The sequence below is a fragment of the Variovorax boronicumulans genome, assembly GCF_009811375.1.
Taxonomy (GTDB): Bacteria; Pseudomonadota; Gammaproteobacteria; order Burkholderiales; family Burkholderiaceae_C; genus Variovorax; species Variovorax boronicumulans.
Map to the genome: position 1 here is coordinate 1,300,164 of NZ_BKDH01000001.1, position 24,390 is coordinate 1,324,553.

The 24,390-nt window shown below is 66.6% G+C and carries 25 protein-coding genes and 1 tRNA gene; 16 read left to right on the forward strand and 10 right to left on the reverse strand.

The features are described 5' to 3' along the window. Positions 1 to 16 precede the first annotated feature (16 nt). The 5 genes from VHAB30_RS05995 to VHAB30_RS06015 form a co-directional block, all read right to left on the reverse strand. A complete protein-coding gene (locus tag VHAB30_RS05995) occupies positions 17 to 895 on the reverse strand; it encodes a sugar phosphate isomerase/epimerase family protein (RefSeq protein WP_159276164.1) in 879 nt (292 codons plus the stop codon). An 8-nt stretch (positions 896 to 903) separates the two neighbouring features. Then, entirely contained in the window at positions 904 to 2,091 is a 1,188-nt protein-coding gene (locus VHAB30_RS06000) for a dihydrodipicolinate synthase family protein (RefSeq protein WP_159276165.1), read from the reverse strand. A gap of 19 nt (positions 2,092 to 2,110) precedes the next feature. After that, complete coding sequence (locus VHAB30_RS06005; protein ID WP_159276166.1) at positions 2,111 to 3,286, reverse strand: Gfo/Idh/MocA family protein; 1,176 nt, start codon at positions 3,284 to 3,286, stop codon at positions 2,111 to 2,113. A gap of 129 nt (positions 3,287 to 3,415) precedes the next feature. Next, positions 3,416 to 4,399, reverse strand: a complete 984-nt coding sequence (locus tag VHAB30_RS06010; RefSeq protein WP_070061271.1) for a tripartite tricarboxylate transporter substrate binding protein — start codon at positions 4,397 to 4,399, stop codon at positions 3,416 to 3,418. A gap of 155 nt (positions 4,400 to 4,554) precedes the next feature. Beyond that, positions 4,555 to 5,211 (reverse strand): TetR/AcrR family transcriptional regulator, encoded by a 657-nt coding sequence (locus tag VHAB30_RS06015; protein ID WP_095946946.1) that lies wholly within the window; start codon positions 5,209 to 5,211, stop codon positions 4,555 to 4,557. Positions 5,212 to 5,306: 95 nt separating this feature from the next. Here VHAB30_RS06015 and VHAB30_RS06020 point away from each other — a divergent pair, with 95 nt between their 5' ends. Further along, complete coding sequence (locus tag VHAB30_RS06020) at positions 5,307 to 7,031, forward strand: thiamine pyrophosphate-binding protein (RefSeq protein WP_159276167.1); 1,725 nt, start codon at positions 5,307 to 5,309, stop codon at positions 7,029 to 7,031. On the opposite strand, the gene VHAB30_RS06025 is transcribed toward VHAB30_RS06020, so the two are convergent. Next, positions 6,997 to 7,290 carry a hypothetical protein gene (locus VHAB30_RS06025; protein WP_095746007.1) on the reverse strand — a complete coding sequence of 98 codons (294 nt, stop codon included), beginning with the start codon at positions 7,288 to 7,290 and terminating at the stop codon, positions 6,997 to 6,999. The two genes, VHAB30_RS06020 and VHAB30_RS06025, sit on opposite strands and share 35 nt — an antisense overlap. A gap of 115 nt (positions 7,291 to 7,405) precedes the next feature. Between VHAB30_RS06025 and VHAB30_RS06030 the strand changes: the two genes are divergently transcribed. Then, on the forward strand, positions 7,406 to 8,164 hold the full coding sequence (locus VHAB30_RS06030; protein WP_235926448.1) for an AraC family transcriptional regulator: 759 nt from the start codon (positions 7,406 to 7,408) through the stop codon (positions 8,162 to 8,164). A 40-nt stretch (positions 8,165 to 8,204) separates the two neighbouring features. Here the strand turns inward: VHAB30_RS06030 and VHAB30_RS06035 are convergent, their stop codons facing one another. Both VHAB30_RS06035 and VHAB30_RS06040 read right to left on the reverse strand, forming a co-directional pair. Further along, a complete protein-coding gene (locus VHAB30_RS06035) occupies positions 8,205 to 8,648 on the reverse strand; it encodes an SWIB/MDM2 domain-containing protein (protein WP_062473465.1) in 444 nt (147 codons plus the stop codon). Between the two features lie 155 nt (positions 8,649 to 8,803). Beyond that, positions 8,804 to 9,733 (reverse strand): DMT family transporter, encoded by a 930-nt coding sequence (locus tag VHAB30_RS06040; protein ID WP_159276169.1) that lies wholly within the window; start codon positions 9,731 to 9,733, stop codon positions 8,804 to 8,806. Positions 9,734 to 9,768: 35 nt separating this feature from the next. Here VHAB30_RS06040 and VHAB30_RS06045 point away from each other — a divergent pair, with 35 nt between their 5' ends. Together VHAB30_RS06045 and aceA are read left to right on the forward strand one after the other, a co-directional pair. Then, positions 9,769 to 10,161 carry a gamma-glutamylcyclotransferase family protein gene (locus VHAB30_RS06045; RefSeq protein ID WP_062473460.1) on the forward strand — a complete coding sequence of 131 codons (393 nt, stop codon included), beginning with the start codon at positions 9,769 to 9,771 and terminating at the stop codon, positions 10,159 to 10,161. A gap of 232 nt (positions 10,162 to 10,393) precedes the next feature. Then, positions 10,394 to 11,725, forward strand: coding sequence for an isocitrate lyase (gene aceA, locus VHAB30_RS06050; RefSeq protein ID WP_056579731.1), 1,332 nt, complete (start codon positions 10,394 to 10,396; stop codon positions 11,723 to 11,725). A 98-nt stretch (positions 11,726 to 11,823) separates the two neighbouring features. On the opposite strand, the gene VHAB30_RS06055 is transcribed toward aceA, so the two are convergent. Further along, a complete protein-coding gene (locus VHAB30_RS06055; RefSeq protein WP_095746003.1) occupies positions 11,824 to 12,792 on the reverse strand; it encodes a GlxA family transcriptional regulator in 969 nt (322 codons plus the stop codon). A 120-nt stretch (positions 12,793 to 12,912) separates the two neighbouring features. Here VHAB30_RS06055 and VHAB30_RS06060 point away from each other — a divergent pair, with 120 nt between their 5' ends. The 12 genes from VHAB30_RS06060 to VHAB30_RS06115 all read left to right on the forward strand — a co-directional run bounded on the left by VHAB30_RS06060 (position 12,913) and on the right by VHAB30_RS06115 (position 22,776). Beyond that, on the forward strand, positions 12,913 to 13,227 hold the full coding sequence (locus tag VHAB30_RS06060; protein WP_159276170.1) for a putative quinol monooxygenase: 315 nt from the start codon (positions 12,913 to 12,915) through the stop codon (positions 13,225 to 13,227). 17 nt (positions 13,228 to 13,244) lie between these two features. Further along, complete coding sequence (locus VHAB30_RS06065) at positions 13,245 to 14,042, forward strand: thioesterase family protein (RefSeq protein ID WP_159276171.1); 798 nt, start codon at positions 13,245 to 13,247, stop codon at positions 14,040 to 14,042. A gap of 216 nt (positions 14,043 to 14,258) precedes the next feature. Continuing rightward, complete coding sequence (thrS, locus tag VHAB30_RS06070; protein WP_062473452.1) at positions 14,259 to 16,166, forward strand: threonine--tRNA ligase; 1,908 nt, start codon at positions 14,259 to 14,261, stop codon at positions 16,164 to 16,166. Positions 16,167 to 16,267: 101 nt separating this feature from the next. Then, a complete protein-coding gene (infC, locus tag VHAB30_RS06075; RefSeq protein WP_082818065.1) occupies positions 16,268 to 16,891 on the forward strand; it encodes a translation initiation factor IF-3 in 624 nt (207 codons plus the stop codon). A gap of 153 nt (positions 16,892 to 17,044) precedes the next feature. Next, a complete protein-coding gene (rpmI, locus tag VHAB30_RS06080) occupies positions 17,045 to 17,248 on the forward strand; it encodes a 50S ribosomal protein L35 (RefSeq protein WP_007832497.1) in 204 nt (67 codons plus the stop codon). Positions 17,249 to 17,272: 24 nt separating this feature from the next. Next, entirely contained in the window at positions 17,273 to 17,632 is a 360-nt protein-coding gene (rplT, locus tag VHAB30_RS06085) for a 50S ribosomal protein L20 (RefSeq protein WP_007832499.1), read from the forward strand. Positions 17,633 to 17,744: 112 nt separating this feature from the next. Continuing rightward, positions 17,745 to 18,821, forward strand: coding sequence for a phenylalanine--tRNA ligase subunit alpha (gene pheS, locus VHAB30_RS06090; RefSeq protein ID WP_056579739.1), 1,077 nt, complete (start codon positions 17,745 to 17,747; stop codon positions 18,819 to 18,821). Between the two features lie 45 nt (positions 18,822 to 18,866). Continuing rightward, positions 18,867 to 21,308 (forward strand): phenylalanine--tRNA ligase subunit beta, encoded by a 2,442-nt coding sequence (pheT, locus tag VHAB30_RS06095; protein WP_159276172.1) that lies wholly within the window; start codon positions 18,867 to 18,869, stop codon positions 21,306 to 21,308. Between the two features lie 2 nt (positions 21,309 to 21,310). Continuing rightward, the gene (locus tag VHAB30_RS06100) at positions 21,311 to 21,685 is read left to right on the forward strand and encodes an integration host factor subunit alpha (protein WP_095747662.1); all 375 of its coding nucleotides are present in this window, start codon (positions 21,311 to 21,313) and stop codon (positions 21,683 to 21,685) included. 64 nt (positions 21,686 to 21,749) lie between these two features. Then, positions 21,750 to 22,208 (forward strand): MerR family transcriptional regulator, encoded by a 459-nt coding sequence (locus tag VHAB30_RS06105; protein WP_159276173.1) that lies wholly within the window; start codon positions 21,750 to 21,752, stop codon positions 22,206 to 22,208. Positions 22,209 to 22,234: 26 nt separating this feature from the next. Beyond that, a tRNA-Pro gene (locus VHAB30_RS06110) sits at positions 22,235 to 22,311 on the forward strand. A 240-nt stretch (positions 22,312 to 22,551) separates the two neighbouring features. Continuing rightward, positions 22,552 to 22,776 (forward strand): hypothetical protein, encoded by a 225-nt coding sequence (locus tag VHAB30_RS06115; RefSeq protein ID WP_235926450.1) that lies wholly within the window; start codon positions 22,552 to 22,554, stop codon positions 22,774 to 22,776. Positions 22,777 to 22,923: 147 nt separating this feature from the next. On the opposite strand, the gene VHAB30_RS06120 is transcribed toward VHAB30_RS06115, so the two are convergent. Beyond that, positions 22,924 to 24,390: an amidohydrolase family protein gene (locus tag VHAB30_RS06120; RefSeq protein ID WP_159276174.1), complete on the reverse strand. Its 1,467-nt coding sequence runs from the start codon at positions 24,388 to 24,390 to the stop codon at positions 22,924 to 22,926.

Genomic DNA, 24,390 nt, shown 5'->3' on the forward strand with positions numbered 1-24,390 from the left:
GCTTCGGCCGGATCGATCAGACCGCGCTGCGGTGTCGTTCGATGCAGACGTCGAGCGTCTCGGCGCCGGGGCGCTGCCACCAGTCGAGGTTCGAGAAGATCTCGACCTCGCTGAAACCCGCGAAGCCTGCATCCTCGACCCAGCCGCGAACCTTCTTCAGCTCGACCACGCCATCGCCCATCATCCCGCGATCGGAGAGCAGGTCGCGCGTCGGCGTGAGCCAGTCGCAGACGTGGTACGCCAGCAGCCGCTCACGGCCGGCGCGGGCGATCTGCTGCTGCAGCTTCGGGTCCCACCACACGTGATAGATGTCGAGCGCCACGCCGAGCATGCCGGTCTTGCCCGCATCGAGTTCGTCGCACAGGTCGAGCGCGTGCTCGAGTGTGTTGATGCAGGCGCGGTCGGCCGCCTGCATCGGGTGCAGGGGCTCGATGGCCAGTGGCATGCCGACTTCGCGCGCGTAGTCGAGCGATGCGGCGATGCCGTCGCGCACCTCGCTGCGTGCGCGGCCGATGTCCTTGTACGCCGCCTTGCCGTCGAGCGCGCCGGGCAGGGCGCCGACGACCAGCACGAGGCAGGGCGCGTCGAGCGTCTTGGCCTCGTCGATGGCGCGGCGGTTGTCGTCGAGCGCGGCCTTCAGGCCGGCCGCGTCGGGCGCGGGAAAGAAGCCGCCCCGGCAGTAGCCCGAGAGGCCGATGCCGTGCGCCTTCAATTGCCTGGCCACCTTGTCGAGCCCGACGGCCGCGACCTGGTCGCGCCACGGGCTGACGGCACGGATGCCGCGCTCGGCGCACTGGTCGATAAGGCGGTCCAGCGGCACCTCGGCGCCCGACTGCTTGCGGATGGTCGCCGTGTTGATCGACAGCCAGTCGTGGTTCTGCGAGAAATCGCGCATGGGTTCGCTCAGCCTTCCACGCCGTGCAAGGCCAGCAACGTCTTCATGCGCCGCACCGCGAGCTCGGGCTGCTCCAGCAGGTTGGCTGCATCCGCGAGACGGAAGAGCTCCGCGAAGTGCTGCAGCGAACGCGTGCTCTGCTGGCCACCCACCATCGTGAAGTGCTTCTGGTGGCCGTTGAGCCAGGCCATGAACACCACGCCCGTCTTGTAGAAGCGCGTGGGCGCCGCGAAGATGTGGCGCGACAGCGGCACCGTCGGGCCGAGGATCGCGTGGAACTTCTCGGTGTTGCCTTGTGCCAGTGCGCCGAGCGCGGCACTCGCGGCCGGCGCGATGGCGTCGAAGATGCCCAGCAGCGCATCGCTCTTGCCATGCGTCGGCTCGCTGCCGAAGCCGTCGCCGGCGATCAGCTCGGCGTAGTTGAAGTCGTCGCCCGTGTACATGCGCACGCCCTTCGGAAGGCGGCGGCGCATGGCGATTTCCTTGTCCTTGTCGAGCAGAGAGATCTTGATGCCATCGACCTTTTCGGGGTGCGCCGCGATGATGCCGACGGCGGTGTCCATCGCTGCGTCGACATCCTTGGTGCCCCAGTAGCCTGCGAGCGCCGGGTCGAACATGTCGCCCAGCCAGTGCAGCACCACGGGTTGCTTGGCCTGGCTCAGGATGCGGTCGTACACGCGCTCGTAGTCTGCGGGGCTTTTTGCCACGCGGGCCAACGCACGGCTCGCCATCACGATCAGCTTGCCGCCGAGCGCTTCGATGGCGGCCATCTGTTCTTCGTAGCCGCGGATCACATCGTCGACGCTCTTCACGTCGTCGATGTTCAGATGGTCGGTGCCGCAGCCCGAGGCGACGAGTGCGCCCGGCACGTCCTTCGCGGCATCGAGCGAGCGGCGGATCAGTTCGAGCGAGGTGGGCCAGTCCAGGCCCATGCCGCGCTGCGCGGTGTCCATCGCTTCGGCCACGCCCAGGCCCAGTGAGAACAAATGGCGGCGGTAGGCGATGGTGGTGTCCCAGTCGACCGCGCATTGCAGCCACGGGTCGATGGCGGCGAGCGGGTCGGCCACGACGTGCGCGGCCGAGTAGGCGATGCGGTTGAACTTGACGCCCGCATCGGGCTTCACCGGCGCGGTGCCGCGCAGGGCGTAGGGCGCGAGCGCGCCGCTCGCGGTGGGGAGAGTCAGCGACAGGGCCATGGCTTTGTCTTCTTCTTCCTCAGACCTTCAGCGTGGGCACGTCGATCCAGCGGCGCTCCTGCCACGAGGCGAGCGCGGCCTCGACCAGCTGCACGCCCTTGGCGCCTTCGGGCAGTGTCCACTTGTAGGGCGCGTCTTCCACCACGTGGCGAATGAAGTGTTCCCACTGGATCTTGAAGCCGTTGTCGTAGACCTGCGAGTCCGGAATTTCCTGCCACTGGTCGAAGAAGTTCATCGTCTGCTTCTCGTCGGGGTTCCACACCGGGCGCGGCGTGGCCACGCGCGACTGGGCGCGGCAGCTCGACAGGCCCGCCACGGCCGAGCCGTCGGTGCCGTCGACGTGGAAGGTCACGAGGTCGTCGCGGCGCACGCGCGTGGCCCAGCTCATGTTGAGCTGCGCGATCACCGGCTCGCCGTTGTGGCCCGTGAGTTCGCAGGTGGCGTAGGCCGCGTCGTCGGCGGTGGCCTCGTAGGGCTTGCCGGCTTCGTCCCAGCGCGTGGGGATGTGCGTGGCGCCGATGCACGACACCGACTTCACCTCGCCGAACAGGTTGTCCAGCACGTAGCGCCAGTGGCACATCATGTCCAGGATCATCCCGCCGCCGTCTTCCTTGCGGTAGTTCCAGCTCGGGCGCTGGATGGGCTGCAGGTCGCCCTCGAACACCCAGTAGCCGAACTCCAGGCGCACGCTGAGCATGCGGCCGAAGAAGCCCGCGCGGCGCAGCATGTCGAGCTTGCGCAGGCCGGGCAGGAAGAGCTTGTCCTGCACCGCGCCGTGCTTCAGGCCCGTGGCCTTGCCGGCTTCGTCGGCCAGGCGAGCGATCTCGACGGCTTCGTTGAGGTTGGTGGCGATCGGCTTCTCGCAGTACACGTGCTTGCCGGCGCGGATGGCCTTGGCCAGCAGCGTGGGGCGCATCTGCGTGGTGCCGGCGTCGAAGAAGACGGTGTCGTCCTTGTTCGCGAGCGCCTGGTCGAGGTCGGTGCCCCAGCGCGCGATGTTGTGGGCCTTGGCGAGCGCTTCCATTTTCTCGGCGTTGCGGCCGATGAGGATCGGGTCGGGCATGACTTTGTTGCCGTTCGACAGCGTCACGCCGCCCTGGGCGCGGATGGCGCAGATGGAGCGGATCAGGTGCTGGTTCATGCCCATGCGTCCGGTGACGCCGTGCATGATGATTCCGAGACGTTGGGTGGCCATCGTGGATTCCTTGGGGAGATGCAGGGGAAAAGAGAAAGGGGCTTCGATCGGCGTGGCGCGTGGCAACGCCGGGGCAGGCCGGGCTGCCCCGTGTGCACGACGCGGCGCGAGACCTCGGCGTGTCTGCTGTTACTGCTGGACCGCGAGGCCGGCGGCCTTCACGAGTTGCGCGTTGCTGGTGATCTCGTCCTTGATGTAGGCGTCGAACTGCTCGGGCTTGAGCGTCCAGGCGTCGGCGCCCAGCTTGAGGAAGCGCTCCTTCACCTCGGGCGTGGCCAGGGCCTTGACCACCTCGTCGTGCAGGCGGTTGACGACGTCGCGCGGCGTCTTGGCGGGCGCCATCATGCCGATCCAGAAGTTGAACTCGGAGCCGGGCACGCCGGCCTCGGTGGTGGTGGGCACGTCGGGCAGGGCGGCGGCGCGCTTGGGCGAGCCCACGGCCAGTGCGAGCAGCTGGCCTTCCTTGATCTGGCCGATGACGGGTGCGATGGGCGAGAAGTAGTAGTCGACGCGGCCCGAGAGGACTTCCGTCACGGCCTCACCCGATCCCTTGAAGGGGATGTTGGTCGCATCGATCTTCGCGGCCATCTTGAATTTTTCGGCGTTCAGGTGCGTGGCGCTGCCCTGGCCGGCCGAGGCGAAGTTCATGCTGCCAGGCTTGGCGCGCGCGGCGGCCAGCAGTTGCGGCAGGGTCTTGATGTTCTTGCTGGGCGAGATGACCAGCGCGTTGGGCAACGACGAGATCGGCGTGACGCCCGCGAAGTCGTGCACCGTGTCGAAGGGCAGCTTGGCGAAGGTCGACGGGCTCACCGTGTGCGACGACGAATGGATCATCACCGTGTAGCCATCGGGCGCGGCGGTGGCCACCGCCTGCTGACCGATGGTGCCGCTGGCGCCGCCGCGGTTCTCGATGATCAGCGCCTGGCCCATGCTGGTGCCCATCTTGTCGGCGATGGCGCGGGCAATGATGTCCGTCGTGCTGCCGGCGGCGAACGGAACGATCACGCGGATCGGCTTGGTGGGGTAGCCGTTCTGCGCGGTCGCCAGGCCCGGCAGCAGGGCGGCCAGGCAGGTCAGCGAGGCCAGGAGGGTGGTGCGTGCAAGTTGCTTCAAGGTTGTCTCCGCGCGGTCGGGCCGCAGTTCTTGAGTCATCAATTCACCATTGAGTGAATTAGTGAATTGTAGGAACGGCTGCGCCGCAGCGTCAACCGACGCTGCTTGGTGAAAACCCGGGGGCGTGGAAAAGGGCGCCTGCAGCGCCCGAAGGCTCAGTGCAGGACGTAGCCCAGCACGAGATCGGTCATGTGCGAGAGGCGTTGCGCCATCGCCTTGGGCGCACGCAGGTCACGCCCGAAGATGGCTGACAGCGTGTGGTTGTTCGAGAGGTAGAAGTAGCACAGCGAGGCGATCGAGATGTACAGCTGCACGGGGTCGACGCCGGCGCGAAAGAGGTTGTCCTTCTTGCCGCGCTCCAGCACGGTGTCGAGCAGCTGCACCAGCGGCGAGTTCATCTCCTGGATGCGGTCGGAGCGCTTCAGGTGCGCCGCGCCGTGCAGGTTCTCGCTGTTGAGCAGCGTGATGAACTCGGGATGCTCCAGGTAGTAGTGCCAGGTGAACGACACCAGCTGGCGGATCGCCTCGACGGGCTCGATCTCGTCCAGGTGCAGGCGCTGCTCGGCGGCGCGGATGTCGGCGTACACGCGCTCCAGCACGGCCAGGAACAGGTCGTCCTTGCTGCCGAAGTAGTAGTAGATGAGGCGCTTGTTCAGGCCCGCGCGCTCGGCGATGCTGTCCATGCGCGCACCGGCCAGGCCGCGCGCGGCGAACTCGTCGCGCGCCGACGCGAGGATGGCCAGCTGCGAGCGGTCGGCGTCGCGCGAGCGCGGCTCGAGCGTTTCGGGCAAAGAGTCCTTGGGGGCCTTCATGACGCGAATTTAACCAATTGGGGAATTAAGACAAGGCGTGGAAGGCAGGCACACATAATCGCCGGAGACATTTGCAACTGAGGTTCGAACTTTCCATGAGTACATCACAACCCGCGGGCCACCTGATCGTCGAGTGCCTGGTCGAACAAGGCATGCAACTCGCCTTCGGCGTACCGGGCGAGAGCTTCCTGGCGGTGCTCGACGGCTTCCATGCGTACCGCGAGCGCGCACGCTTCGTGGTGAACCGGCAGGAGGGCGGCGCGGCCTTCATGGCCGAGGCGCACGGCAAGCTCACCGGGCGCCCGGGTGTGTGCTTCGTGACGCGCGGGCCGGGCGCGACCAATGCCTCGATCGGCGTGCACAACGCGTTCCAGGACTCGACGCCGATGGTGCTGTTCGTGGGCGACGTCGGCAGCGACTTCCGCGACCGCGAGGCCTTCCAGGAAGTGGACTACGCCAGCTTCTTCGGGCCGAGCACCAAGGGTTTCGCCAAGCGCGTGGAGCGCATCGACGACGCCGACCGCATTCCCGAGTACATCGCGCGCGCCTTCGCCACCGCAATGAACGGCCGGCCGGGCCCGGTGGTGCTGGTGCTGCCCGAGGACATGCTGCGCACCGAGACGGCGGCGCGGCCGCTGGCGCGCGTGGAGGCGGTCCAGCCGTGGAGCGACCCGGGCGCGCTGCGCACGCTGCGCGAGCTGCTGCTGAAGTCGCAGCGCCCGCTGCTGATCGCCGGCGGCGGCGGCTGGACGCCGCAGGCCGCGCAGGTGCTGCAGCGCTTCGCCGAGAACTGGCGCCTGCCGGTGGCGAACGCCTTCCGCTTCCAGGACACCTTCGACAACCACCACCCGCAGTACGCGGGCGACGTCGGCATCGCCATCAACCCGAAGCTCGCGCAGCACGTGAAGGACGCAGACCTGGTCCTGGCCATCGGCCCGCGCCTGGGCGAGATGACGACCGGCGGCTACACGCTGCTCGAAGCGCCGAAGGCGAAGCAGACGCTGGTCCACATCCATGCGAGCGCCGAGGAACTGAACCGCGTCTACCAGGCCGACCTGGCGATCAACGCCGGCATGAGCGCCGCGGCGCGCAGCCTCGAGGTGCTGAGCGCGCCGCCCTCGCTGCCGTGGGAAGCCTGGACGCAGCAGCTGCACGCCGACTACGAAGCCTGGCTGCAGCCGCAGGCGCTCGCCGGCATGCCGGCCGAGACGCCGCGCGGTGCGGTCGACATGGCGGCCGTGGTGGCGCTGCTGCAGAAGCACCTGCCGGCGGATGCGGCCATCACCAACGGCGCCGGCAACTTCGCGAGCTGGGTGCACCGCTACTTCCGCTACCACGGGCTCGCCAAGGGCGCCAAGACGCAGCTGGCGCCCACCAGCGGGGCGATGGGCTACGGCGTGCCGGCGGGCATTGCCGCGAGCATCGCGACCGGGCGCGTGGCCTTCACCATTGCGGGCGACGGCGATTTCCTGATGAACGGGCAAGAACTCGCAACGGCTTCGCAGCACGGCGGCAAGAGCATCGTCGTGCTGCTCAACAACGGCATGTTCGGCACGATCCGCATGCACCAGGAGCGCGAGTATCCCGAGCGCACCAGCGGCACCGCGCTGCGCAACCCCGACTTCTGCGCCTTGGCGCGCGCCTACGGCTACGCGGCCGAGCGCGTCACCGAGACGGCGCAGTTCGAGGCCGCGCTGCTGCGCGCGCTGGCGGCCGACACGGGCACGCTGATCGAGATCCCGCTCGACCCCGAAGTGATCACCACGCGCGGCACGCTGGCGTCGATCACGCGCGCGGCGAAGCAGCAGGCGCAGGGCTGAGCGTCACGCGATGGCGGGCCACCTCGTCGCGCAGCGCGGGCGAGCGCAGTTCGAAGACGTCGAACAGGCCGAGCGCATCGAGCGTGGGGATCAGCGCCGCGAGGTCGTCGCGGGCGACGCGGCGTTCGTCGGCTGTGGCGTTGGCGTCTTCGAGCACGCGCGCATTGGCGAGGAAGGCGCCGACCGAGCCCTTGCGCACGGTGTGGCCGTCGATGACGGTGAAGTCCTGTCCGTCGGGAATGATGTCTTGCGCTTTCATGGAGATTCCTTGGTGGAGATGCCTTCGATGCTAGGCAGCGGGGCGATCCCCGGCTTGCGGCGCGGGGCCAATCAATACCGCCTGCGGGCCAGTCATGGCGGCTGAATCGCCTGCCATGCTCTGGCGTTACGCGCACGAGGCACCGCGCGTCACGGGCTGCCACGCACACGAGACCGGCCAGCTGTTCGCGTTGCGCGAAGGCCTGCAGGTCATCGAGACGCCTGCTGGGCGCTGGGTGCAGCCGCCAGGATGGATCGGCTGGATCGCGCCGCGCTGCGCGCATGCCGCGCAGAGCTTCGGGGCCACGGCGGGATGGCACCTGCACATCGATGCGTCGGTGGCGCAGGCCTTGCCGGAGGGGCCGCACGTCTTTGCCGCCACACCGCTGGTGCGGGGGCTGGTGGCGCGGCTGATTTCGCTGGACCCATCCGACGCACTGCTGGAGCCCCGCCGCGCGCGATTGGTGGGGGTGCTGGTCGACGAGTTGGCGGCCGGCGGGCGCGAGTCGCTGCACCTGCCCATGCCGCAGGACCCGCGGCTGGTGGCGATGGCGCGTGCGCTGGCAGACGATCCGGCGCTGGCCGACGGCATCGACGAGTGGGCCGATCGCATCGGCATGGCCCGGCGCACGCTCACGCGCCGCTTCGCCGCCGAGACCGGGCTGAGCTTCACGCAATGGCGCCAGCAGGCGCGCCTGCTCAAGGCCATTGAAATGCTGAGCCTGCGCGAGCCGGTGACGGCAGTCGCGCTGACGGTGGGCTACAGCTCGGTGAGTGCCTTCATCGAGGCCTTCCGCAAGCACTTCGGCTGCACGCCCGCGCGCTTTTTCGAGGCGGGCGAGGGCTTGCTGCAGGCGAAAAAAAAGCCCGCATGACGCGGGCTTTTTGACTCAGGAGCACGAGGCCCCCGAACGCTTACTTGACGTGCTTGCCAATCAGCGCAGCCAGTTCGAACATCGAAACTTGGGCCTTGCCGAAGATTTCCTTCAGCTTGGCGTCGGCGTTGATGTTGCGCTTGTTGGCCTTGTCTTGCAGGTTGTTCTTCTTGATGTAGTCCCACAGCTTGCTCACCACAGCCGTGCGCGGCAGAGGCGTCGAACCGACCACAGCGGCCAGAGCCGGGCTGGGGGTCAGGGCCTTCATGAACGCAGCGTTGGGGGTGCGCTTCTTGGCGGGAGCGGCCTTCTTTGCAGGAGCCTTCTTCGCCGGTGCAGCCTTCTTTGCAGGAGCAGCCTTCTTGGCGGGCGCCGCTGCCTTCTTGGCCGGTGCGGCCTTCTTTGCAGGAGCCGCAGCCTTCTTTGCGGGAGCGGCCTTCTTTGCCGGAGCTTTCTTGGCCGGAGCCTTCTTTGCAGTTGCCATGGTTGATTTCCTTTTTTGGTTGAACGTTCACCAATGAAAAACTTGCGTCTCCAGTGGCAATGCGGATGCTAAATGAGAAAAAACGCGTTTCCAAGGGAAAAAGCGCTTTTTTCATTGGGAGCTGTTGTTTTTTCAGAGGGGAGAAGGGACGTTGTTCACGTTCGTCGCCCCGGCCACGTCGCCAGCACCACGCCCACGAGGGCGATCGCGAACGCAAGCAGCTGCGGCGAAGTGAGGTTTTCCCCGAGCACGAGCACGCCCACGAGGGCCGCACTGACGGGCAGCAAGACAGTGAAGACACCCGCTTGTGCCGCTGGTACGTGGCGAAGTCCGGTCATCCACAGCCACACGGTCCAGATGCTGGCGGCCAGTGCGTAGGCCACGAGCAGTGCCCAGGTGCCGAAGCGCACGGCGGTGAAGTCGAACTGCAGCGCGAACCAGATGCCGAAGGGCATCGACAGCACGAAGCCCCACAGGTTGATGAGCGAGGCGATGCGCTTGGGCCCCAGCTTGCCGGTGAGCGACTTGCCGATCACCGCATAGGCGGCCTCGCAGAGCACCGCGCAGAACACGAGCAGGTTGCCCAGCCATGGCATCGACGGCGCACCGGCCGCGCTGCCGGTGGCGGGCGGTGCATGCGTCGGCGTGAACGCGAGCAGGCCGATGCCCAGTGCCGCGCAGGCAATGGCCAGGCCGATGCGCACCGTGATGCGCTCGCGCAGGAAGAGCCAGCTGGCCACCGCGACCACCGCGGGGATCGACGCCATGATCACACCCGCCGACACCGCGCTGGTGAGGCTCACGCCGAACAGCATGCAGATCGAGAACAGGAAGTTGCCGAGGAAGGACTCGAGGAACACGAGCCCGCGCGTGCGTGCGCTCATGGGCGGTTCGTCCGGCGTGGGCTGGAGCCAATGCGGCATGGCGAGCGCCGCGATGCCGAAGCGCAGCCAGGCCAGCAGCAGCACCGGGAAGGCTGCCACCAGCGGCTTGGAGAGGGCGACGTAGATGCCGACGAGCGACATGCTCAAGGCCAGGCAGCCGTAGGCCACGAGGCGGCCGGAGGTGGAAGCGGCGGGGTTCAATAGACTGGGCGCTGGTTGTTGATCGGATGGATTCGATGATGCCCCACGTTCTTGTCTACGGCACGCTGCGGCGCGGCGGGCGCAACGACATCGCGCGCTACCGGCCGGCGCCGGTGTTCGTCGGCGAGGCCGTCATCGCGGGCACGCTGTACGACCTGGGCGCGTACCCGGGCGTGGTGCTCGGCGGTGCGGGGCGTGTGAAGGGCGAGGTCTACCGCATCGCGCCGCAGGTCGAGCGCGAACTCGACCGGCTCGAGGAGGTGGCCGACGACGATTCGGGCGAGTACATCCGGCGCCGCGTGCGTGTGGCGGTGGGCGGGCAATCGATCGACTGCCTGGTCTACGAGATCCATCCGACGCGCATCGCGGGCCACCATGTGATCGACAGCGGCGACTGGATCGCACATGCGGCGGGCGCCGCGGGATAGGCGTGGTTTTCACAACCGAAAGAGTGATTCCGCATCGCGAAAAGCCGAACTGCTGCGCCGCAATATTTTTTCTCGATATGAGAAAAATAATTTCTCATTGAGAGATATCTCTGTAAGTTGTTGATTTTGTTGGTTCAAAAATATGTCTTCTATAAGACATAAGAGTCCGCAATCGGATTACAGTAACCCCACGGCCGCAACGCCAACCTTCAATCAACCTCACGGAGTGACCATGCCCCAGACCCTGAACGAACAACTGAGCCGCGAACAGCAAATTGCCGCCCTCGAAAAGGACTGGGCCACCAACCCTCGCTGGAAGGGCGTGAAGCGCGGCTACAGCGCAGCCGACGTGGTTCGCCTGCGCGGTTCGCTCCCCATCGAGCACACGCTGGCCAAGCGCGGCGCTGAAAAGCTCTGGGCCAAGATCAACGGCGGTGCCAAGAAGGGCTACGTGAACGCCTTCGGCGCGATCTCCGCCGGCCAGGCGATGCAGCAGGCCAAGGCCGGCCTGGAAGCCGTGTACCTGTCGGGCTGGCAGGTCGCCGCCGACGGCAACACGTCGGAAACGATGTACCCCGACCAGTCGCTGTACGCCTACGACTCGGTGCCGACGATGGTCCGTCGCATCAACAACACCTTCAAGCGCGCCGACGAAATCCAGTGGGGCCGTGGCATCAACCCGGGCGACAAGGAATTCATCGACTACTTCCTGCCGATCGTCGCGGACGCTGAAGCCGGCTTCGGCGGCGTGCTGAACGCCTTCGAACTGATGAAGAACATGATCGCGTCGGGCGCTGCCGGCGTGCACTTCGAAGACCAGCTGGCCGCCGTCAAGAAGTGCGGCCACATGGGCGGCAAGGTGCTCGTGCCGACGCAGGAAGCCTGCGAGAAGCTGATCTCGGCGCGTTTCGCCGCCGACGTCATGGGCGTGTCGACCATCGTTCTGGCCCGCACCGACGCGGAAGCCGCGAACCTGATCACGTCGGACCACGACGCCAACGACAAGCCTTTCCTGACCGGCGAGCGCACGCAAGAAGGCTTCTACCGCGTCAAGAACGGCCTGGAGCAAGCCATCAGCCGCGGCGTCGCCTACGCCCCGTACGCCGACCTGGTGTGGTGCGAAACCGGCGTGCCGGACATCGGCTTTGCCCGTGAGTTCGCGCAAGCCGTGCACGCCGCCTGCCCCGGCAAGCTGCTGTCGTACAACTGCTCGCCGTCGTTCAACTGGAAGAAGAACCTGGACGACAAGCAGATCGCCTCGTTTCAGGAAGACCTGTCGGCGCTGGGCTACAAGTACCAGTTCATCACGCTGGCCGGCATCCACATCAACTGGTTCAACACCTTCCAGTTCGCCCACGCGTATGCCAACGGCGAAGGCATGAAGCACTACGTGAACATGGTGCAGGAACCCGAGTTCGCCGCACGCGACAAGGGCTACACCTTCGTGTCGCACCAGCAGGAAGTCGGCGCCGGCTACTTCGACGACGTGACCACCGTGATCCAGGGCGGCTCGTCCAGCGTGAAGGCGCTGACCGGTTCGACCGAAGAAGAACAGTTCCACTGAGCTGCCTTCGTTGATCGCTGAGTGACGGCGCGTGGCGCTGTCGCCCCCCAAGCCCGGCCTCGTGCCGGGCTTTTTCGTGGGCGCTCGACGGGCGAGGCTCAGGCTTCGAGACGCACTTCGCGCACGCCGCGCCCCAGCCGCTGGCGCAGCAGCGTGCGCAAGGTGACGCCGTCCGCGTAGCCGACCATGCCCGCGATTTGCTCTAGGCTCTTGTTGCTGGTCTTGAGCAGGTGCACGGCGCGTTCGACGCGCAGGTCTTGCACATACGACAACGGGCTCTTGCCCAGCACCTGCTGCATGCGCCGGGCCAGCGTGCGCTTGCTGGTGCCCGCGGCCTGCGCCGCCTCGTCGAGCGAGAAGCCCTCGGCCAGCCGGCCGCGCGCCCAGCGCTCGAAGCGCTCCACCAGCGGGTCGGCGTGCGAGAGGTGGTCGGAGATCACGTAGGCCGACTGCGAGGGGCGCGAGTCCACGATGAGGTAGCGCGCCACCAGCGCTGCGAGTTCCGGGCTGGCCTGGCGCACCAGCCACAGCGCCATGTCGACGTGGCTCAGCGCCGCGCCCGCCGTGACGAGCGGCCCCGAGCTGACCAGCATGCGCGAATCGTCGAGCAGCACCGCCGGGTAGCGCTGCCGGAAGAGGGTGGCCAGCCACCAGGTGGTGGTCGCCTTGTGGCCCGCGAGCACGCCGGCTTCCGCCAGCACGAAAGTGCCGATGCACGCGGCGGCGATGCAGCCGCCGTCTTCGGCGCGCGCGCGCAGTGCCGCGCAGGCATCGCGGACGTCGGCGCGTTGCAGGGCGGGCTCCAGCGTCTCAGGCATCTTGCAGCCGAGCGCCGGGACGATGAGCCAGTCGGTGGCGGCGCCGGTGTCGGCCAGCGTGTGCGTCACCGGCACGGTGAAACCCTGGGCGGTGCGCACGCGCTTGCGGGTGCCCACGATGGTGACGTCGAAAGGCGCCACGTCGAGCTGCAGCATGGCGGCGAGTTCGTTCGCGGTGGTGAAGACGTCGAGCACCGTGGCCAGGCCGGAGTCGAACACGCCGTCGAGGGCGAGGACATCGAGTTTCATGGCAATAACGATATCAAAGATGTCAAAAAAGCCAATGGTCCAGAGGGCGGGGCTTGCCTAGAGTCCATGCCAGCGCCGCGCAATCCCGTGCGCTGTTGTTGTCCACCCAGGAGATGTCCCATGATCAAGTTCGCACTGTTCGCCCGCCTTGAAGCCAAGCCCGGCAAGGAAGCCGCCGTCCAGCAATTCCTCGAGGCCGGCCTGGCCATGGCGCGCGAGGAAAAGACCACGCCGATCTGGTTTGCGCTGCGGCTGTCGCCCAGCACCTTCGGTGTGTTCGATGCGTTCGAGGACGAAGCCGGCCGCCAGGCCCACCTGACCGGCCCGATCGCCCAGGCCCTGATGACGCAGGCGCCCGAGCTGTTCGCGGGACCGCCCTCGATCGAGCCGATCGAAGTGCTCGGCCTCAAGAACGTGGCGGCCGCGGCGTCGTGAGCGTGCAGGCGCAGCCCATGACGACGCCCGTCGGCGACCCGGTGTTCGTCAGCGACGGCGAACGCTTCGGGCCCACCGAGGCGGCCATCGGCCCGTGGTCCGCCGATGCGCTGCAGGGCAGCGCGACCGCCGCCTTGCTTGTGCGCGCGCTCCAGGCGCACGAGGCAAGCCGCGGCCGCGAGGTGGCGCGGTTGAGCTTCGATTTCTGGCGCCCTGCGAGCCGGGCGCCGATCACGCTCGAATTCACCCTGCTGCGAGACGGCTCCAAGGCGCGCACGGTGGCGTTCGACATGGTCCAGGACGGCAAGTCCGTGCTGCGATGCACCGCCTTGCTGCTGCGCAGCGGGCAGACGCCCGCGCTGCCGGCCGCCGACGCCTTCGCCGCTGTGACATTCGCGCCGCCGGAAGAGGGCGCGCCCATTCCTGCGGTGGCGTCCCGCATGAGCCCGTTCTTTGCCGGCGTGGACGTGCGCATGGCACGCGGGCAGATCCTCGAGCCCGGCCCGGCGGCCGCGTGGCTGCGCCTGGGCCGGCCGCTGGTCGACACCGAGGCCGCATCGCCGCTGGCCCAGGTGGCCTCGGCGGCCGATCTCGTGGCGGGCATCTCGCAGTGGGCGCATCCGGCGCGGCTGGGCTTCGTCAATGCCGACCTGACGATCAACCTGCGGCGGGCGCCGCGCGGCGACTGGGTGCTGGTCGATGCCCTCACGCTTGCGGGCCCGATGGGCACGGGCTATGCCGTCGGGCAGCTGCACGACCGCGACGGGCCGGTCGGACAGTGCGTTTCCAGCCTCCTGTTCGAGGCGCGCGGCTGAAGCGGGCAGCGGCTAGAATCGCCCACTCTGCACTCAACAAGAGCGAGAAAGGCACCTTGGTTATGACACCGCGAACTACCCCGCAAGGATTCAGCGGCTTTTTCTTCTTCGAAGGAAAGGGCCGGTAGCCCCGCGCTCGCTGGTTTTTCCAGCGCACCAACCAAGCAAAGCGCGGCATCCACCGCGCTTTTTTGTTTTTCTCCCCGAGGTTTTCACATGATCCAGATCACGCTCCCCGACAACTCGCGCCGCGAGTTCCCCGGCCCGGTTTCGGTGGCCGAAGTGGCCCAGTCCATCGGCCCCGGCCTCGCCAAGATGACGGTGGCCGGCAAGATCGACGGCAAGCTCGTCGATGCCAGCGACGTCATCGACCGCGACGCCAGGCTGCAGATCATCACGCCCAAGGACGACGAGGGCCTGGAGATCATCCGCCACTCGACGGCCCACTTGGTCGGTCACGCGGTGAAGCAGCTGTACCCGACGGCCAAGATGGTGATCGGACCGGTGATCGACGAAGGCTTCTACTACGACATCTCGTTCGAGCGCCCGTTCACGCCCGAGGACATGGCCGCCATCGAGGCGCGCATGCGCGAGCTGATCGCGCAGGACTACGACGTGATCAAGAAGATGACGCCGCGTGCGGAAGTCATCGAGGTCTTCAAGTCGCGCGGCGAGGACTACAAGCTGCGCTTGGTCGAAGACATGCCCGACGAGCAGGCCATGGGCCTGTACTACCACCAGGAATACGTCGACATGTGCCGCGGCCCGCACGTGCCGAACACGCGCTTCCTGAAGGTCTTCAAGCTCACGAAGCTGGCCGGCGCCTACTGGCGCGGCGACGCCAAGAACGAGCAGCTGCAGCGCATCTACGGCACGGCCTGGGCCGACAAGAAGCAGCTCGACCAGTACATCCAGCGCATCGAGGAAGCCGAGAAGCGCGACCACCGCAAGCTGGGCAAGGAACTCGACCTGTTCCACATCGACGAAGTGGCGCCGGGCGTGGTGTTCTGGCACCCGAAGGGCTGGGCGGTCTGGCAGCAGGTCGAGCAGTACATGCGCGGCATCTACCGCGACACGGGCTACTGGGAAGTGAAGGGCCCGCAGATCCTGGACAAGAGCCTGTGGGAGAAGACGGGCCACTGGCAGAACTACCGCGACAACATGTTCACGACGGAGTCGGAGAAGCGCGAATACGCGCTCAAACCGATGAACTGCCCGGGCCACGTGCTGATCTTCAAGAGCGACCTGCGCAGCTACCGCGACCTGCCACTGCGCTACGGCGAGTTCGGCCAGTGCCACCGCAACGAACCCAGCGGCGCGCTGCACGGCATCATGCGCGTGCGCGGCTTCACGCAGGACGACGGCCACATCTTCTGCACGGAAGACCAGATCCTCGACGAATGCATCGCCTACACGGCGCAGCTGCAGAAGGTCTATGCCGACTTCGGCTTCACGGACATCCTCTACAAGGTCGCGACGCGGCCCGAGAACCGTGTCGGCTCCGACGAGCTGTGGGACAAGGCCGAGCACGCGGTGATGGAATCGCTGCGCCGCTCGGGCGTGGATTTCGTCATTTCGCCCGGCGACGGCGCCTTCTACGGCCCGAAGATCGAGTACACGCTGCGCGACGCCATCGGCCGCCACTGGCAGTGCGGCACGATGCAGGTCGACTTCAACACGGCCGAGCGCCTGGGAGGCGAGTACGTCACGGAATCGAGCGGTCGCGCCCACCCGGTGATGCTGCACCGCGCCATCGTCGGTAGCCTCGAGCGCTTCATCGGCATGCTCATCGAACACCACTCTGGCGCCATGCCCGCATGGCTCGCTCCGGTGCAGGTGGCGGTGCTCAATATCAGCGAAGGACAGGCCGACTACGCGGCGCAAGTTGCGAAAACGCTGCAAAATCAAGGGCTTAGAGTTCAGCTGGATCTGCACAACGAAAAGATTACGTATAAAATACGGAAGCATTCGTTGCAAAAGCTCCCTTACATCCTCGTCGTGGGTGACAAGGAAAAGGAAGCAGGTGCCGTCGCAGTGCGCGCCCGGGGCAATCAAGACCTCGGTGCAATGTCCCTCGAATCGTTCACGCAACGGCTCGTCCAGGACGTTGCTGACAAGCGTTGATTTGTCTCTGAAACACCCCATATGTTTCTCTGCCACATCGTGCCGCCTGTCCGCGAAGACTGAGCGGCGATCGCTACAGATTTTGTAGCAAACTTTGAAGGATTCTGACCATCGCTACTGCATTTCGCGACCGCCGCCACCGCGAGGAACGCCAACACCGCCTGAACCGGGAAATCATGGCCCCGGAAGTCCGCCTGGTCGGCCCGGAAAACGAGCCATTGGGTGTCATGAGCCTTTCCGAAGCCTTGCGCCTTGCGGGTGAGGCTGACGTGGATCTGGTGGAGGTCGTTGCTGCGGCTAATCCGCCCGTGTGCCGCCTGATCGAGTACGGAAAGTTCAAGTACCACGAGCAGAAGAAGGCAGCCGAGGCGAAGTCGAAGCAGAAGGTCATCGAGGTCAAGGAAATCAAGTTCCGGCCCGGTACCGACGATGGCGACTACAACATCAAGATGCGCAACATCAGGCGCTTTCTTGAAGAGGGCGACAAATGCAAGATCACGCTGCGCTTCCGCGGCCGCGAGATCACGCACCAGGAGCTCGGTCTGGCACTCTTACAGCGCATTCGCGACGAGCTGGGCGACACGATCATGGTCGAGCAGTTCCCGAAGCTGGAAGGCCGTCAGATGATCATGATGATCGCTCCGGGTCGCAAGAAGGTTGGCGGCGCGGCGCCGAAGCCGGCAGCAGATGCTGCGCCGGCAGCAGCGCCCACGGCAACCGCCTGAGGCATTTGCAGTAGACGGGTTTTGAAGGGATTTCGCCCTGGCCCGCATTTCGAAAGAAGTGCAGGCGGGGGCGAGATAAAGAAGTGTCTCGGGGCCAACAAGTCCGTGGAGTATCCGCGGCGCCTCACGAGCACAAACTAAAGGAGCATTTACATGCCCAAAATGAAGACCAAGAGCAGCGCGAAAAAACGTTTCCGCGTTCGTCCCGGTGGCACCGTCAAGCGCGGTCAAGCCTTCAAGCGTCACATCTTGACGAAGAAGACCACCAAGAACAAGCGTCACCTGCGTGGTGCAGTCGCAGTGCATGAGACCAACATGGTTTCTGTCGCCGCCATGCTGCCCGGTCGTGGCATTTAACTCAGACGAACAAGGAGTACACACATGCCTCGCGTCAAACGTGGTGTAACGGCTCGCGCCCGCCACAAAAAAGTTCTCGCACTCGCCAAGGGTTTTCGCGGTCGCCGCGGTAATGTCTTCCGCGTCGCCAAACAGGCGGTGATGAAGGCTGGGCAATATGCCTACCGTGACCGCCGTACCAAGAAGCGCGTGTTCCGTCAGCTGTGGATCGCGCGTATCAACGCCGCCTCGCGTGAACTGGGCCTGACCTACAGCCAGTTCGCCAACGGCATCCGCAAGGCCGGTATCGAGATCGACCGCAAGATGCTTGCGGACATCGCCGTGCACGACAAGGCCGCTTTTGCCGGCATCGTGGAGCAGGTCAAGGCCAAGCTGGCTGCTTGATTTTGCACAGCAGGTTGCCGTCTCCGGACGGCTTCTTGCGCCCACGGCTCAAGGGCTGGCGCTTGAAAAGGCTCCAGCTCTTTTTTATTTCCCCTCGAAGATTTTTGTTGCTATGAACGAGTTGGACTCCCTGGTCGACACCGCACGCGCCGCCTTCGCCGAAGCGAAAACGCCCGCAGAGCTCGAAAACGCCAAGGCCCAGTTCCTTGGCAAGTCGGGCCGCATCACCGAGCTGATGAAGGGCATGGCCGCGCTGAGTGTCGAAGAGAAGAAGTCCCGCGGCGCCGCGATCAACGTCGGCAAGCAGGCCATCGAGGCCGCACTGACCGACCGCCGCCAGCAACTCGCCGACGAAGAACTCTCGCTGCAGCTGCGCGCCGAAGCGCTCGACGTGAGCCTGCCCGGTCGCCACCGCGCCGGCGGCGGACTGCACCCCGTGAGCCGCACCCTGGAGCGCATCGAGGAAATCTTCTCGAGCATGGGCTTCGACGTCGCCGACGGCCCCGAGATCGAGAGCGACTGGCACAGCTTCACCTCGCTCAACAACCCGCCGAACCACCCGGCGCGTTCGATGCAGGACACCTTCTACGTCGACCTCAAGGGCGACGACGGCATTCCCTACAACCTGCGTCCGCACACCAGTCCGATGCAGGTGCGCTACGCCCACCAGCACACCAAGAAGTACGCGGCCGAGTTCGCCGCTGCTGCCGCCGACACCACCGGTACCGTGAAGGCGCCCGAGATCCGCGTGATCGCACCGGGCCGCACCTACCGTGTCGACAGCGACGCCACTCACTCGCCCATGTTCCATCAGTGCGAAGGCCTGTGGCTCGGCGAGAACGTCAGCTTCAAGGACCTGAAGGTCGTCTTCACCGACTTCTGCCGCACCTTCTTCGAGCGCGACGACCTCGTGCTGCGGTTCCGCCCGAGCTTCTTCCCGTTCACGGAGCCGAGCGCCGAGATCGACATCCAGTTCGCGAGCGGCCCGCTGGCCGGCCGCTGGCTCGAAGTCGCCGGCTCGGGCCAGGTGCACCCGAACGTGGTGCGCAACATGGGCCTCGATCCCGAGCGCTACATCGGCTTTGCCTTCGGCATGGGCCCCGACCGGCTCACCATGCTGCGCTATGGCGTGAACGACCTGCGCCTGTTCTTCGACGGCGACCTGCGTTTTCTCTCGCAGTTCCAGTAAGCACGTCCTTTCCACAGATAGAAAAACCAGATCGAGATCGAAGAGATGCAATTCCCGGAATCCTGGCTGCGCGAGTTCTGCAACCCGCCCCTCGACAGCGCCGCACTGGCCGAAACGCTCACCATGGGCGGTTTCGAGGTCGAAGAGCGCCGTCCGGTGGCGCCGCCTTTCACGCGCATCGTGGTCGGCGAAATCAAGGAAGCCGAGCAGCACCCGAATGCCGATCGCCTGCGTGTGTGCCAGGTCGACGTGGGGCAGGGCGCCTTGCTGAACATCGTGTGCGGCGCGCCCAATGCGCGCGTCGGCATCAAGGTGCCGTGCGCCCTCGTCGGCGCCGAACTGCCCCCGGGTGAAGACGGCAAGCCCTTCCTCATCAAGCTGGGCAAGCTGCGCGGCGTCGAGAGCCAGGGCATGCTGTGCTCGGCGCGCGAACTGAAGCTGAGCGAAGACCACGGCGGCCTGCTCGAACTCGACGCCGACGCCCCCATCGGCGCCGACGTGCGCGACGTGCTCAAGCTGGACGACGCGCTGCTCACGCTAAAGCTCACGCCGAACCTGGCGCACGGCCTGAGCGTGTACGGCGTGGCGCGCGAACTCGCCGCACTCACCGGCGCACCGCTGAAGACGCCGGCCATTGCGCCCGTGGCCACGTCGTTCTCCGATGTGCTGCCCGTCAAGGTCGAGGCGCCCGACCTGTGCGGCCGCTTCTCGGGCCGCATCGTGCGCGGCGTGAACACCAAGGTCGCCACGCCCGCGTGGATGGTCGAGCGCCTCGCGCGCTGCGGCCAGCGCAGCGTGACGCCGCTGGTCGACATCTCGAACTACGTGATGTTCGAGTATGGCCAGCCCAGCCACATTTTCGACCTCGACAAGATCCACGGCAGCCTCACAGTGCGCTGGGGCAAGGCGGGCGAACAGCTCAAACTGCTCAACGGCACGACGATCACGGTCGACGAGAAGGTCGGCGTGATCGCCGACGACCGCGAAGTCGAATCGCTCGCCGGCATCATGGGCGGCGACGCCACCTCGGTGACCGACGACACGCGCAACATCTACGTCGAGGCCGCGTTCTGGTGGCCCGAGGCCGTGCAGGGCCGTTCGCGTCGCTTCAACTTCTCGACCGACGCCGGCCACCGCTACGAGCGCGGCGTCGACCCGAGCCGCACCGTGCAGATCATCGAGCGCATCACGCAACTGGTCGTCGAGATCTGCGGCGGCGAAGCCGGCAAGATGGACGACCAGACGCTGCGTCTGCCCGAAGCCGCGCCCGTCACGCTGCGCGTCGCCCGCGCCGCGCGCGTCATCGGCATGCCGCTGACGCAGGCGCAATGCGCCGACGCGCTCAACCGCCTGGGCTTTGCAATCACCGAAGGCGAAGGCACGTTGACCGTCACGCCGCCGCCGCACCGCTTCGACCTGCTGATCGAGGAAGACCTCATCGAAGAAGTGGCGCGCCTGATCGGCTTCAACAACCTGCCGACCACCGCGCCGCTCGCGCCCATCACGGCCCGCGTGCGCCCCGAAGCGCAGCGCAGCCGCTTCGCTGTGCGCCGCAGCGTTGCAGCGCTGGGTTACCAGGAAACCATCAACTTCAGTTTTGTCGAAGCGCACTGGGAGCAGGACCTCGCGGGCAACGTCAACCCGGTCAAGCTGCTGAACCCCATCGCCAGCCAGATGAGCGTGATGCGCTCGTCGCTGCTCGGCTCGCTGCTGCAAGTGCTCAAGTTCAACCTCGACCGCAAGGCACCGCGCGTGCGCGTGTTCGAGCTGGGCCGCGTGTTCCTGCGCGACGACAGCGTCGTCACCACCGACAGCACCGTGCGCGGCGTGAACCAGCCCATGCGCGTGGCCGGCCTCGCCTGGGGCGATGCCGAGGCGTCGCGCTGGGACGGCAAGCCGCAGCGCGCCGACTTCTACGACGTCAAGGGCGACGTAGAAGCACTGCTCGCGCCGCGCGTGCCGACCTTCGAAGCGGCCGAGCATCCGGCGCTGCACCCCGGCCGTTCGGCCCGTGTGCTGCTCGACGGCCAGGCCATCGGCTTCATCGGCGAACTGCATCCACGCTGGCGCCAGAAGTGGGACTTCACCCAGGCGCCTGTGCTGTTCGAGCTCGATCTCGACGCCGTCACGGCGCGGCCCGTGCCCGTGGCGCAGCCGGTGCCCAAGCACCAGGCCGTCGAGCGCGACATCGCGGTGGTCGTGGCCGAAGCGGTGTCGCACGACGCGCTGATGCAGGCCATCCGTGCGGGTGCGTCCGCCTCGGGCCTGCTGCGCGATGCGACGCTGTTCGACATCTACCGTCCGCAGCCGTTGCGCGAAGGCGCCGTGGCAGCGCCGGGTGCGCTGGCGCCGGGCGAGAAGAGCATGGCCGTGCGCCTGACCTTCCAGAGCGATGCCGCCACGCTGACGGACGAGCAGGTCGAACCCGCTGTCCGTGCAATCGTCGAACAACTGGGCGCCACCCTGGGCGGCCGCTTGAGAGGATGAAGATGAACGCCGCCGAATTCACGCTCGAAGCCCTCGAAACGCCGGCGCTCACCAAGGCGCACCTGGCCGACCTGCTGTTCGAGCAGATCGGCCTGAACAAGCGTGAGTCGAAGGACATGGTGGAGGCGTTCTTCGAGCTCGTGGCCAGCAGCCTGATCGAAGGCACGGACGTGAAGATCTCGGGCTTCGGCAACTTCCAGATCCGCGTGAAGGCGCCGCGTCCCGGACGCAACCCGCGCACCGGCGAAGCCATTCCGATCGGCGAGCGCCGCGTGGCCACCTTCCATGCGAGCGCCAAGCTCAAGGAGCAGATCCAGGGCAGCGTCGAGCCGCAGGGCGGCACTTCCGAAGTCGAGTGGAGCCTGGGCGCGGAATAGTGCTTGGTGCTGTGCGGCCGCGTAGAGTAATCTATGAGGTTTCCCGCGCACAGTCTTGATTTCAATGGAGAAAACGCTCCCGCCGATTCCCGTCAAACGCTACTTCACCATCGGTGAGGTCGGCGAGCTCTGCGGTGTGAAGCCGCACGTGCTGCGCTATTGGGAGCAGGAGTTCACGCAGCTGCGCCCCATGAAGCGGCGCGGCAACCGCCGCTACTACCAGCACCACGAAGTGCTGATGATCCGCCGCATCCGCGACCTGCTCTACGACCAGGGCTTCACCATCAGCGGTGCGCGCAACAAGCTGCAGGAACTCACACAAGGCGAGCGCGACCGCCGCAAGGCGGGCGAAGTGCCGCTCGAAGGCCTGGAGGCCATCGAGATCGGCCAGGAGGAATTCGACGCCGCCGTGCACGAGGAACCGGGGTCCGCGGCGGCCGCGCAGACCGTCGATCTGTCGCAGTTGTTGCACCTTCGCCGCGAACTCTTTGAAATTCGTGAGCTCCTGACTGTCGGACACTGAATTTAGCCCGCTATAATCGAGAGCTTCGGTGTGTGGCGCAGCCTGGTAGCGCACTTGCATGGGGTGCAAGGGGTCGAAGGTTCGAATCCTTTCACACCGACCAAAATTGACAGGGGTTAGCAGCGTAGTAGTTGCTAACCCCTTCGTCATTTCTGCTGCCCATGTACCTAGAGGTCCCCTCAATCGTGACGCTTCGACCTCGCCGAGAGGTCCGCACGACCGCCAGAGCGCGAAGACATTGCCCAAGGAAATGGACCGGCTACTGGGGCCAGGCTAAGGGCCCGGCGCTCGCTCGGCGAATCGGAGTGGCGCCAACTGAAACACACGTCAAGCCGCTGCTCACTTGAGCGGCGGCTTTTTCTTCATGCGTCCGGTGGTGGCGCGTTTCCGGATGCGCAAATCCTTCCGCGGCCGCCGAATGGGGCGCGCACGGGCTGTGCGCATCAACGCGCTGGAGTTGACGCACGGCCTGGCGCCACAGGCCTGCCAGCCGCTGCTTTACTACGTGGCCGGCCCGCGCGCGCAGTTTCTGACCGGGCAGGTGCTGAGGCTCGGTGCCGGGCATTGAGTTCCTGCGGCGGGCGCGTCGCCGTCCGCTGCAGGCCTTTGTGGCTCGGTGACTCGGTTTTCCGGTGTCGGCCGGCTCCGGCGGCCAGCGGGGCGCCAACCGCTCGACCGCCGGCGTGTACGCCGCGTGCGAATGGCCGCAGGAGCTTCAGGCCTTCAGGGCCTCGCTCGCCGCAGCGCGAATCCGGTCCGCCGATTGCCGCGCGCGCCGCATGATGCCGCGCGTGTCGTAGGCCAGCAGCCGGCCGTTGCGCTTCACGATCCGCCCGTCGACCATGACGGTGTCGACGTTGGCGGCGCTGCCGCTTTGCACGATGGCGGTCTCGACGTTGCCGACCGGGCCCATGTTCAGGTCTTGCGTGCGCACCAGGATGATGTCGGCGCGCTTGCCTTCGGTGATCGAGCCGGTGACGTCGCCCAGCCCCATGGCGATGGCGCCGTTGAGGGTCGCCATCTCGATCGCCTCGGGCACGCCGACCGCCTTCGACTGCGCGCTGGGCGTGCCGGCCCACGGCACGCCCAGGTTCCAGGTGAAGCGCATGGCCTCGAACATGTCGGGCGGCGCGATGGAGGTCGCATCGCTCGACAACGAAATGGTCAGGCCCGCGTTGCGCATCGCGAAGAGCGCGGCGCGTGCATCGCCGGTGCTGCTGAGCCGCAGCTCGGAGTGCGTGGCAAAGGACAGCGGCGTTTTCGTGCGTGCCATGGCCGCCAGGTCAGCGGTGCTGGCGGGCACGTAGTGCGCGAGCATGAAATCCGGCCCCAGGTAGCCGCGTCGTTCGTAGTCGACGGCATCGACGTTGTTCGGTGCCTCCTGCGGTGCGTGAATCGCAACGGGCAAGCCGCTGGCCTTGGCGGCCTTCATCTCTTCGTGGAACACGGCGTCGGTGCTCTGCTGCGGGCCGCGCAGGTTCAGCCCCAGGTGCACCAGCCCGTCGAAAGGCGAACGCTCGCCGAACCACTCGCGTCGCACGCGGACCAGGTCGTCGTAGCGGTTGAGCTCGTCGGCGGGCATCTTGTCGACGTGGCCGTAGGCGTAGCGGGCGCGCAGCAGCGAGTGCTGGTGCGCACGCAGCTCGGCATCGGCATGGGCCGGGGAGCGTGTGTTGTGCGACCAGTTGTGCACGGTGGTCGTGCCGCCGTTCGCCAGCTCGGCGCAGCCCAGCATCACGCTGTTGTAGAAATCGTCGGGCGTGTACAGGGTCGAGGTCGCGTTCTTGGCGGGGTAGTACGAGAAGCCGCCGTCGCGCGCGGTGAAGCTGCGGCCGATGGCGCTCCACATGTGATAGTGCGAATTGACGAAACCCGGCATGACGATCATGTCGGTCGCATCGATGATCTCCGCGCCAGCCGGTGCGCTCAGGCCGCGCCCGATCTTCTCGATCACGCCGTTGCGGACCCATACGTCGGCGCGCGGCAGCACGCCCTTGGCGCGGTCGACCGTGATGACCGCGCCGTTGCGGATCAGGTAATTGCCGCGTCGAAGGCCGGGCGATGCGGGCGCACGCGCTGTGCGGGCCGACACCGACGCCGAGCCGACGAGCGCCGGCGCACCGGTGGCGGCGACCATCAAGGCGCCGACAAAACGGGTGAAGTCTCTCTTGGTTGTTTTCAT